At 64.2% G+C, this 10,454-nt stretch carries 10 protein-coding genes; 2 read left to right on the plus strand and 8 right to left on the minus strand.

All coding sequences use genetic code 11. The annotated features are described in order from the left end of the window. Positions 1-34 precede the first annotated feature (34 nt). Positions 35-613: a helix-turn-helix domain-containing protein gene (locus tag ACX80Z_RS06275; RefSeq protein ID WP_459304661.1), complete on the minus strand. Its 579-nt coding sequence runs from the start codon at positions 611-613 to the stop codon at positions 35-37. 185 nt (positions 614-798) lie between these two features. Between ACX80Z_RS06275 and ACX80Z_RS06280 the strand changes: the two genes are divergently transcribed. After that, entirely contained in the window at positions 799-2,331 is a 1,533-nt protein-coding gene (locus tag ACX80Z_RS06280; protein ID WP_024476269.1) for a sodium:solute symporter family protein, read from the plus strand. A 135-nt stretch (positions 2,332-2,466) separates the two neighbouring features. Here ACX80Z_RS06280 and ACX80Z_RS06285 read toward each other — a convergent pair whose 3' ends face one another. The 4 genes from ACX80Z_RS06285 to ACX80Z_RS06300 form a co-directional block, all read right to left on the minus strand. Further along, positions 2,467-3,708, minus strand: a complete 1,242-nt coding sequence (locus tag ACX80Z_RS06285; RefSeq protein ID WP_459315293.1) for an AI-2E family transporter — start codon at positions 3,706-3,708, stop codon at positions 2,467-2,469. 35 nt (positions 3,709-3,743) lie between these two features. Further along, positions 3,744-5,450 (minus strand): long-chain-fatty-acid--CoA ligase, encoded by a 1,707-nt coding sequence (locus ACX80Z_RS06290; protein ID WP_459315294.1) that lies wholly within the window; start codon positions 5,448-5,450, stop codon positions 3,744-3,746. A 79-nt stretch (positions 5,451-5,529) separates the two neighbouring features. Continuing rightward, positions 5,530-5,865 carry a DUF202 domain-containing protein gene (locus tag ACX80Z_RS06295; RefSeq protein ID WP_019483860.1) on the minus strand — a complete coding sequence of 112 codons (336 nt, stop codon included), beginning with the start codon at positions 5,863-5,865 and terminating at the stop codon, positions 5,530-5,532. 10 nt (positions 5,866-5,875) lie between these two features. Beyond that, a complete protein-coding gene (locus ACX80Z_RS06300; RefSeq protein ID WP_459315295.1) occupies positions 5,876-6,271 on the minus strand; it encodes a YidH family protein in 396 nt (131 codons plus the stop codon). Positions 6,272-6,537: 266 nt separating this feature from the next. On the opposite strand from ACX80Z_RS06300, the gene ACX80Z_RS06305 reads away from it, so the two are divergent. Beyond that, positions 6,538-7,635: a VIT1/CCC1 transporter family protein gene (locus ACX80Z_RS06305; protein ID WP_459315296.1), complete on the plus strand. Its 1,098-nt coding sequence runs from the start codon at positions 6,538-6,540 to the stop codon at positions 7,633-7,635. 18 nt (positions 7,636-7,653) lie between these two features. Here the strand turns inward: ACX80Z_RS06305 and ACX80Z_RS06310 are convergent, their stop codons facing one another. From ACX80Z_RS06310 to ACX80Z_RS06320, 3 genes are read right to left on the minus strand one after another with little or no spacing between them, the layout of a single operon-like run. Next, on the minus strand, positions 7,654-8,091 hold the full coding sequence (locus tag ACX80Z_RS06310; RefSeq protein ID WP_459315297.1) for an SRPBCC family protein: 438 nt from the start codon (positions 8,089-8,091) through the stop codon (positions 7,654-7,656). A gap of 4 nt (positions 8,092-8,095) precedes the next feature. Continuing rightward, the gene (locus tag ACX80Z_RS06315) at positions 8,096-9,661 is read right to left on the minus strand and encodes an MDR family MFS transporter (protein ID WP_459315298.1); all 1,566 of its coding nucleotides are present in this window, start codon (positions 9,659-9,661) and stop codon (positions 8,096-8,098) included. Next, positions 9,658-10,281 carry a TetR/AcrR family transcriptional regulator gene (locus ACX80Z_RS06320; RefSeq protein ID WP_459315299.1) on the minus strand — a complete coding sequence of 208 codons (624 nt, stop codon included), beginning with the start codon at positions 10,279-10,281 and terminating at the stop codon, positions 9,658-9,660. Before ACX80Z_RS06320 ends, ACX80Z_RS06315 begins: the two co-directional genes overlap by 4 nt. Positions 10,282-10,454: the final 173 nt, after the last annotated feature.

Consider the following 10,454-nt stretch of genomic DNA (forward strand, 5'->3'; position numbering starts at 1 on the left):
GCATCACCGGTCCTCCAGGCCTGCGGTCCGGGTATTATCCGCCGGAAGCCGCGGGGACCAGGGTCCAGAGAACAATCGCTTCCAGATCGGTGGGATTGAACCAGGTGTGGGGTTCACGGCCGGGGAACGTGACGGTGTCCCCGGCCTCCAGTTCATACCGGTCATTCGAGAAGATCAGGACAAAACTGCCGGCAACAACGTGCAGCGTCTCCACCTCGCAGTCAACCGAATAAAGTTCGCTCTCGCCCCGCCCATGGGGCTCGATGACCGCGCGGATCATCTGGAGCCGCCGCTCGGAGCGGGCCGTCACCAGGCGTTCGTTAATGCCTTCACCACCGAGGCTGATCCGCGGAGCCTCCGCCAGGCGGGTCAGGTGGGTCTCCGGCACCAGGAAGAGGTCACCGATCGAGATGGAAAGGACCTGGCAGAGCGTCACCAGAGAGGCGACCGACGGTGACGTCAGGTCCCGCTCCACGCGGCTCAGGAACCCTTTGGTCAGCCCCGTGGCAGCCGCAACCTGTTCGATGGTCATCCGCTGGGATTGCCGGGCAGCACGGATTCGTGACCCGATGGCTACCGGGGCGTTGCTGGGTTCTACGGGCAGGGCCTTCACTGGCTACCATCTCTCTGCGCAGGACAATCACCCGGGCGGACATCGACTATGAGCATACCGAGGATTCCCCTAGGACCGCCTTGATCGCACACTTGACCTGTTAGCAAGGTCACAACTAGCCTATAGCGAAACATAAGTTTTCTATAGGTTACTTTCTAACCGAAACCCCCACATTCAGGAGCACCATGGAATTCATCAATATTGCGATCGTGGTGGTCTACCTCGTGGGCATGCTGGCGTTCGGCTGGTGGGGCAAGTCCCGCACCAAGAACACGAGCGACTACCTTGTCGCCGGCCGGCGCCTCGGCCCACTTCTGTACACCGGCACCATGGCGGCGGTAGTACTGGGCGGCGCCTCGACCGTCGGTGGCGTCGGCCTCGGTTACACCTACGGCATCTCGGGCATGTGGCTCGTCGTCGCCATCGGGGTTGGGGTGCTGCTGCTCAGCCTCCTCTTTGCTCCAACCCTGCAGAAGCTGAAGATCTACACGGTCTCCCAAATGCTCACCCTGCGCTATGGCGCCGAGGCCACCAAGGCCTCAGGCATCGTCATGCTGGCCTACACCCTGATGCTCTGCGCTACTTCTACCGGAGCCTACGCCACCATCTTTGTGGTGTTGTTCGGGTGGGACCGCGCAGCCTCGATCGCCGTCGGCGGTGCGATCGTGCTGATCTACTCGACAATCGGCGGCATGTGGTCCATCACCCTGGCCGACATGGCGCAGTTCATCATCAAAACCATCGGCGTGTTTGCCCTGATGCTGCCCTTCGCCCTGATCAACGCTGGCGGTTTCGACGGCATCTCCGAGCGTGCCGGAGCCGAGTTCTTCAGCATCACCGGCATCGGCCTGCAGAGCATCATCACCTACTTTGTGGTGTACACCCTGGGTCTGCTCATCGGGCAGGACATCTGGCAGCGCGTCTTCACCGCCCGGACACCCACCGTGGCCCGGTGGGGTGGAGTGACGGCAGGCGTCTACTGCATCCTCTACGGCGTCGCCGGCGCGATCATCGGCATGTCGGCCAGCGTGATCCTCCCCAACATCGAGTCCCAGGACGATGTGTACGCGGATATTGCCATCAACGTCCTGCCGATCGGCATCGGCGGACTGGTGCTGGCGGCTGCCGTCGCCGCCATGATGTCTACGGCATCCGGTTCACTGATCGCCGCTGCGACAGTGGCGCGTGCCGACGTCGTGCCATTCGTCAGCAGCTGGTTTGGCCGTGGCGGCCAGAGCAGCATCGACACCACCACGGAGGACGAGGCCGAGAATCCCGAGCACGATGTCACCGCCAACCGCTGGTGGGTGCTGGGTCTGGGCCTGGTCGCCATCGCGCTGGCGGTCATCGTCCAGGACGTGGTCGCAGCTCTCACCATTGCCTACGCCATCCTGGTTGGCGGCCTGCTGGTCTCCATCATCGGTGGACTGGTCTGGAAGCGGGCCACCGGCGTCGCAGCAGCGGCTTCGATGGCTGCCGGCACGGTCTTCACCCTCGGCACCATGATCTACCTTGAGGTCAACGCCGAGAACCAGTACGACGGTATCTACGCCAACGAACCGATCTACTACGGACTCATCGCTTCGGCCCTGGTGTTTGTGATCGTTTCGTTCCTCACCAAGCGCACCGACCCGGCGGTCATGGCCGCCTGGGAGCGTCGTGTGGCGGGCGCCGCTGAGGACGAGGTCGCAGTACCCGTCACCTCCACCACCCGCTAGCCCGCAACGCAGAGCCGCCGCTCCCACCTAGGATCGAGTCAACACTCATAGCCGATTTCCTTCCGGAAACCTGTTATTGGTGTTGACTCGATCCGGGGGTGGGGGTGTCGCGGGGGCGAGCCGGGGTGCCCAGGCCTACGACTTGGCTGTCGAGGATTTGATCTTCCGGCCAGGCCTGCTGCTGCGGCCACGGCCGACGGCGTCGGCCTTGGTATCAATCTCGGCTTGCCTGATGTCGGCGGGGGTCACTGGTCCGTCTTCTTCACCGGTCCAGGACTTGATGGCACTCCAGGTGACTGCCGCAATGGGCACCGACAGGATGGCGCCGACAATACCGGCCAGGATGGTGCCGGCGGTCAACGCCACCAGAATGACCAGGGCGTGCACGCTCAGGGAGCGGCCCATCACCACAGGCTGCAGGAAGTTGCCCTCGATCTGGTTCACGGCAATCACCACGATAATCACGATCAGTGCGGTAGTCGGCCCGTCTGACACGAGTGCCACCAGAGCGGCGAGCGCTCCGGCCGCCGTCGCACCCACCAGGGGAATGAACGCACCAACAAACACAATGACCGCGAGCGGGAGCGCCAGTGGGATGCCCAGGATGAACAGGGCGATGCCGATGACCACCGAGTCAACTGAAGCGACAATCGCGGTTCCCCGAACATACCCACCGAGCGTCTCCAGTCCGTGCATTCCCACGCGGCGGGCCTTGACCAGCCGCTCACCCTTGAAGGGCCGCAGGACAAAGGCGAAGATCCTGTCCCCGTCCTTGAGGAAGAAGAACAGGATGACCACCATCAGCACAGCCCCGGTGAGGAACTCGCCGGCTGCCGTAATGCCCGATACGGCACCGGCTCCGGCTGTGGCACTGGTGGCGAAGTCGATCAGCCATTCCTGCGCGTCGGAGATCTGCTGCTCATCGATGGGCAGCGGGCCATCGCGGACGAATTCGTAAATCTGGTCGAAGCCCTGCGATGCGTTGTCGACCAGTTCGTCGAGCTGGCTCTGGACAGCGAAGACGATGCCCGTGATCACACCACCCAATACTCCAAGCAGGAGCAGGAAGGAGAACGCGGTGGCGAGCGCACTGGGCCACCCTTTACGCCGCAACCAGTTCACCAGCGGGCCGATGGCGGCCGCGAGAATCAGGGCAATGATCAGTGGGATCACTACCAGGCGCACCTGGATCAGGCCGTAGATCACGATGACCGCCAGCACCAGGATCAGCAGAACCTGAGCTGCGCGTGTGCTGCTGCGGCCCAGCGAGTCCCGCCAGGGGCTCCCCACCGGCTCTGGGGTGTCGACGTCGGCAGTTTCCTCCCGGCGTTCTTCCCCACGCGGTGCCTCCTTGGTGCGCCTGAAAATGTTAAACACAGTCCCTGTCTCCTTGTTCACTGGGGTGGCGCATTTCAGCTGTCGCCGGCAATTAGTTGATCTCGAACCCGGCGCCGCAGCACCTTGCCGATGAGTGACCTCGGCAGTTCTTCTACCACCACAATACGGCGCGGCACCTTGTAGGCGGCGAGGGAGCCCCGGCAGAAGGCTTTCAGCGCGTCCCCGCTGAACTGGTGTCCCTCACGGATCACGACGGCGGCCACCACCTCTTCGCCCCCGCCCGCCAGCGGCAGGCCAACCACCGCCGCATCGGCGACACTGTCATGGTCGAGCAACGCTTCCTCCACCTCGGTGGGCATGACGTTGAACCCGCCGGTGACGATGATCTCTTTGATCCGGTCCACGATGGTGACATAGGAGTCGGCATCGACCCGGACGATGTCACCGGTCTTGAACCAGCCGTCGGAACTCAGGACAGCCCGCGTGTCCTCATCGTTCCGCCAATAACCCTGGAACACCTGCGGTCCGCGGATGAGGAGTTCGCCGGGATCTCCGGGCGCACGCTCACTACCGGCATCCTCGGGGTCCACGACCCGGATTTCCGTATTGGGGAACGGCACCCCAACGGTTCCGGGCTTACGCGTGGGGCCAATTGGATTGCCGAGCGAGATGGGCGAGGTCTCGGTGAGCCCGTACCCCTCCACCAGGTATCCACCGGTCACCGACTCCCACAACTCGATGGTCGCCAACGGCAGATTCATCGCACCGGAGATCGCGAAGCGAATGCTCTTCAGACTGACCCCACGTTCCACCGCGCGCTTCGCAAGACGCTCATAGATCGGTGGAACAGCGGGCAGGAAGGTGGGCGGGTGGGTTTTCGCTGCGTCCAGCACCAGGTCTTCATCGAACTTGGGGAAAAGGACCAACCGGGCCCCAATGCTCATGGCAAACGTCAGACAGAGGGTGAGCCCGTAGGCGTGGAACATTGGCAGGACGGCGTAAATGACTTCCTTCCCGTCATCCAGGCCTGGCACCCATGCCCGTCCCTGCGCCGCATTGACGAGTAGGTTCCGGTGGGTGAGCACCGCCCCCTTGGGGTGCCCGGTGGTGCCACTGGTGTATTGCAGCACCGCAATGTCGGTGGCCACGGGCCCCGGATGGGTTACGTCCAGCCGCTTGTTCTTCACCAGGTCGACCCACCGGGTGACGCTTCGACTGCCGGAGAGCTTCGCTGTGGTGGTCAACGCCTTGCGTGAGTCCTTGGCCTTCCGGATGGGAAGCCTCAGCGCTGCCCGTTTCGCGAACGGCATGGCCCGCGTCAGATCGACGGTCACAATGGTGGTGACGTGGACGTCTGCGGGCAGATCCTGCACCCGCTGCGCTGCCTTGTCCCAAACAACTGCCAGCCGTGCGCCGTGGTCCTCGAACTGGTGCCGCAACTCGCGGTCGGTGTAGAGGGGGTTGTGCTCCACGACAATGGCGCCGAGCCGCAGGACAGCATAGAACGCCACCACATGCTGGGGACAGTTTGGCAGCACCAGCGCCACCCGGTCTCCCGCTACGACACCCAGCCGATGCAGGCCTTCGGCCGCGCGCTGGATCTCCTCACCGAGCTGGCGGTAGGTCGTCTCGGCTCCGAAGAACTCAAGGGCGACCTTCCTGCCGTAGTTACGTGCGGATTCCTCAACGAGGTTGACGAGGGAGCCGTCGGGGATGGCGACGGCGGCGGGCACACCCGGGCCGTAGTTTTGTACCCATGGGGCAGTTGAATCAAAAGTCATCAGTCTACTTCCTGTCTTGGCCTGTTGAACTCTATCCTGCTTCGCCGGGCGGTCGCTCACTGTCCAACAGCTTTTTTCCTCACTCATGCAGCGACTGGAACAGGACAGCGTAGATGCCAGCGGCACCCACCGCGACCACCACCACGGTAGTCCAGAGCACCGCAGTCACATCTGCTTTCAACACACCACTCCTGACCCCCTTGAGGTTCCGGCGATACCGGAGCCGTTGGCTCAGGTAGATTCCCAGCGCCGCAGCGAGTGAGGTGCCGGTGAGGATCATCGCAAACCAACCGTGCTCCGGCAGCCATCGCACAAAGAGCACACCGCAGATCACCAGCGCCAGCAGGGTCCTCCCCCAGGCAAGTGAGGTGCGTTCCGGCGGCAGGCCGGTGTCGACGGGGTGGTCGCGGTTCATCGGGGGCCTGTCAGGCCGATCGGCTGTAGATCACGACCACGACCACCGCCGCCACTACCGTTGCGCCGAGCGCGAGCAGCGGGGCGAGGAGCGACAGGGGTAAGGGCCGCCCTTGGCGCATGGCCCGCTCGACGATCAACCATCTCCCACACGCTCCGGCGGCAAGCAGCATGGCCAATACCAACAGGAGAATCGCCAGGGCTTTGCGGATGACCGGATCGAACAACTCAGCGGTGAACGCTTCAATCGCTATGCCGCCAGCCAGCAACGCCAGGGACGTCCGGATCCAGGCCAGGAACGTCCGCTCGTTCGCCAGCGTGAACCGGGGATCGGGATCTGCTCCGCCCTGCAGCAGCCACTGGGTCAGTGATCCACGACGGGGGGACTCATCTGCTGGGCTGGCCATGGTTTCATCCTAGCGAGGCTTACCTCCATCGGTGGTCTTCTGATGAGGCGTCCTCGGGCTAAGATTGACGCTGAGAAGGGGAGTAGCTCCCGCGTTCGTCCCGCACCAGCGGGGCTCGGCGCAGCGGCCTGTCGACATACTGGCCATCGAAGACGATGGCCCGGCAATCCACCGGTGACCTAGACCGGCGAGCGAGACCTTCGGCCGCTTTAACGACGGCCGGAGCCCCGTCACGGCACTGGTCGCTACAGACCAGGAGATCCCACGTGACACCACAGTCAGACCAGCCAGCCCCGGCAGATATTCGCCGCTGGCGCCAATACCTGGCCGACGAACGCGCCGAAGCCGCCACCTACCGCTACCTGGCGAGCCGCCGCGAGGGCGAGGAACAAGAAATTCTGCTCGCCCTTGCCAAGGCCGAAGGCAGACACGAGGCCCACTGGCTCTCACTCCTCGGGCCCGACGCCGGCAAGCCTGCGCGGCCTTCGTTCCGCAACCTGGTGCTGGGCTTCCTCGCCAGGCGGTTTGGCAGCGTCTTCGTGCTGGCCCTGGCGCAGCGTGCCGAAAGCAGGTCCCCCTACGCCGCGGACCCCACCGCCACCGACGCGATGGCTGCTGATGAACAGATCCATGAGGAAGTCATTCGGGGGCTTGCGACCCGGGGCCGCAACAGGCTATCGGGCAACTTCAGGGCCGCAGTGTTCGGGGCTAACGACGGACTGGTCAGCAACCTGGCCCTCGTCCTGGGTGTCGGCGCAACCGGTGTCTCCACCGGGTTTGTGTTGTTCAGCGGCGTCGCGGGCCTCCTCGCCGGAGCGCTGTCCATGGGTGCCGGCGAGTACGTGTCCGTCCGGTCGCAGCGGGAGCTGCTCGCAGCGTCGCGGCCCACCCAGATCACGCTCACCGCCGCCAAGGAACTGGATATCGATGCCAACGAACTGGTGCTGGTCTACCGCGCCCGCGGCATGTCCCTGGAGGCGGCCGAGCATCGCGCCTCGGAACGGTTGGGGCTCCGTGACTGCGACTGTGATCCGAGCCTGTCCCTCCAGCCGGAAATCACTGGTGACCGCGACGCTCATGAACACATCGGCACTGGCCTGGGCGCGGCGGGTGCCAGCTTCTGCTTTTTCGCCTCGGGGGCCCTGATCCCCATCCTGCCGTACCTGTTCGGGCTGAGCGGGATGACGGCCGTCCTCGTCGCCTGCGTTCTGGTGGGACTCGCGCTGCTGGGAACGGGCGCCGTCGTCGGGCTTCTCTCCGGAGCGTCGCCACTGAAGCTGGCGTTACGGCAGGTGGCGATCGGCCTCGGTGCGGCCGCCGCTACCTACCTGCTCGGGCTGCTGTTCGGCGTCGGGCTGCTGTAACGGCCAGTAGCTGCTGCGTCAGGACTTGGTCACGTAGTTTTCGAGCTTGATGAGGGTTTTTTCCATGGCAACCGGATTCTTCCGCAGGAACCCCATCGGCCGCAGCACAATCTTCCCAGTCACCGAACGCGCATCCCACTGCTCGGTGACCAGGGTGCCGCCGTCGCGCGGTTCGAGGACGTAGCTCCAGGTGGCCTTGGTGAAGTGGCGCCAGGTAATCCGGCGGCCTTCCTCGAACTCGGTCACCTTGTTGAGGATCTTGTACTTCGCGCCGATCCGCATGTCCATGCCGAACTTGGCGCCCTCGTACAGCCGCTGCGGTCCACCTGACTGTTCGCCCTGGACGGTGTCGGAGCCGTCAATCACGCTGTGCAGCGCCGGGGTCGCCAGGACCTCGAAAATGTCGCTGGCCGGGGCGTTGATGAATCGTTCACGGGTAATCAGATAGGAACTCATGCCCCTATTCTGCCTTGCTGGCCTGGGTGGCTGGTTCAGGGTCCGCGGCGATCGACGTCGCAAGAGGGGCCTCTTTCACGAAGAACAGCAGGATCGCGGCGATGATTCCGAGCGGCGCCATGTAGAGGAAGAGTGGTGTGAGTGCGTCGTTGTAGGAATCGATCACCGCGTTCCTCGCGGCCTCCGGGAGCGTGTAGACCAGTTCGGGGGTGAGCGAGTTGACCCCACCCTCGGTGCTGACCGCCCCACCGGGAAGCCGCTCGGTCAGCAGGTCAGCGACCCGTGTCGTGAAGAGACTACCGACGATGGCCGACCCCAGGGTGGCTCCGATCTGACGGAAGTAGTTGTTCGAGGCGGTAGCCGTCCCGACCATCCGGTTTGGGAAGGTGTTCTGCACAATCAGCACCAGGATCTGCATGCTGAGGCCCAGCCCGGCGCCAAGCAACCCGAGGTACGTGCAGATTACCCAGAGCTCGGTGGCGGGTTGGATGGTCGAGAGCAGGAAGAGTGCGACGGCGACCAGCAGTGACCCGGCGATCGGCATCCACTTGTAGCGGCCGGTCCGGCTGACAAGCAGCCCCGATCCGGTGGAAGTGAGCAGCAGCGCCCCCATCATCGGGATCATCAGCAGGCCAGCGTTGGTGGCACTTGCTCCGGTGACCATCTGCAGGTAGGTCGGCATGTAGCCGACGGCGCCGAACATGGTGACGCCGATCAGCAGGCCGCCAGCGGTGGTGAGGTTGAAGTTGCGTTCCCGGAAGAGGTGCATCGGAAGGATCGGCTCGTCCGCACGGCGTTCGACCAGGACAAAAGCTACGCTGGTGACCACCGCAGCAGCGATCAGGCCCAGGATCGTCAACGAGGTCCAGTCGTACCGGGTGCCGCCCCAGGTGCCCACCAGCACAATCGAGGTGGTGGCAAGGGCCAGGAGGACCATGCCTGCGACGTCGGGCTTTGACCGCTTCCTCTCCTTGCCGGGAAGGTGCAGGAAGAAGACGACGACGAGGATCGCGAGGATGCCCAACGGCATGTTGATCCAGAACATCCAACGCCAGCCCGGACCTTCAGTGAAGAATCCGCCAAGCAGGGGCCCAGCTACCGAGGCGAACGCGAAGACCCCGCCCACGGCGCCCATATATTTGCCGCGTTCGCGGGCGGGAACGACGTCGGCGATGATCGCCTGGGAGAGGATCATCAGCCCACCGCCACCGACGCCCTGGATGGCCCGGCCGGTAATCAACCACGGCATGTCGGGGGCAAGCCCGCCGACGATTGAGCCAGCCATGAAGATGCTGATCGCGATGAGCAGCAGGTTTTTGCGGCCCATCAGGTCACCGAGTTTGCCGTAGATCGGCATCACGATGGTGGCGGTCAGGATGTAGGCGGTGATCACCCAGAGCATCTGGTCCACCCCGTTGAGCTCGCCCACAATGGTGGGAAGCGCGGTACTGAGGATCATCTGGCTGAGGGCTGCCAGCAGCATTGAGAGCATCAGGCCGATGAACAACAGGAGCATGCCGGTGGGCTTCTCGACAACGACAGCTGGAGTGGTTTTGGTTGTGGTACTCATTGAATTTCCGGGAGGACCTCTCTGAGGAGTGCGTTGGCGGTACTGAGAGCCGCGAACTGGTTGTCTAGTGTGGGGGCGTGTGCAGATTCCTGCATCGCGTAACGCATGGGGGCTCCGGCGATCAGCACGATCATCCGGGAAATGTCTTCGGCCCGGTGGCGCCGGGCGACGTCGGCCCACTTGGCTGAGGCGGTGATGCCTTCGGTGAGGACGTCACGGACCAGCTGTTCCACCTTCAGGAAGTAGCCGAAGCGGCGCTGGCGCAACTGGGGGAACCGCCGCACCACCTCCATCCGGAGGCTGTCGCCGTCGGCGCCACCCTCAGTGGAATGCACCACCTGCACGAGGAGCCGGGAAACCTGGTCGAGGAGGTCCGCGTCGACGTCGAAGGCCGCCAGCCAGGAGTCGTCGATGGAGGGGTCCTGGAGGCCGAGGATTGCGTCCTCTTTGGTGCCGAAGTAGTTGAAGAAGGTGCGGGCCGAGACGTTGGCCTGGGCAGCAATCGCCTCGGTGGTGACGCGGTCCGGGCCGTTTTCGAGGGTGAGCCTGGCCGCGGCATCATGCAGCGCAGCCCAGGTCTCTGTCCTCTTTCGGTCCCGCAAGGAAATTAGTTGACTCACCAAACTATTGTGGCACTGGACGACCTTTTACACAACTGCAAAATTGCGGCTCTGCACAATTCGTCCGTCTGGTTGCCGTTAAACGCCGAACGCGGGGGGGGGGGGGGGGGAGAAGGGGGTGGGGAGGGGGGGGGGGGGGGGGGGGGGGGGGGGGGGGGGAGGGGTGTGGGGGG

It is taken from the genome of Arthrobacter sp. TMT4-20, assembly GCF_054510775.1.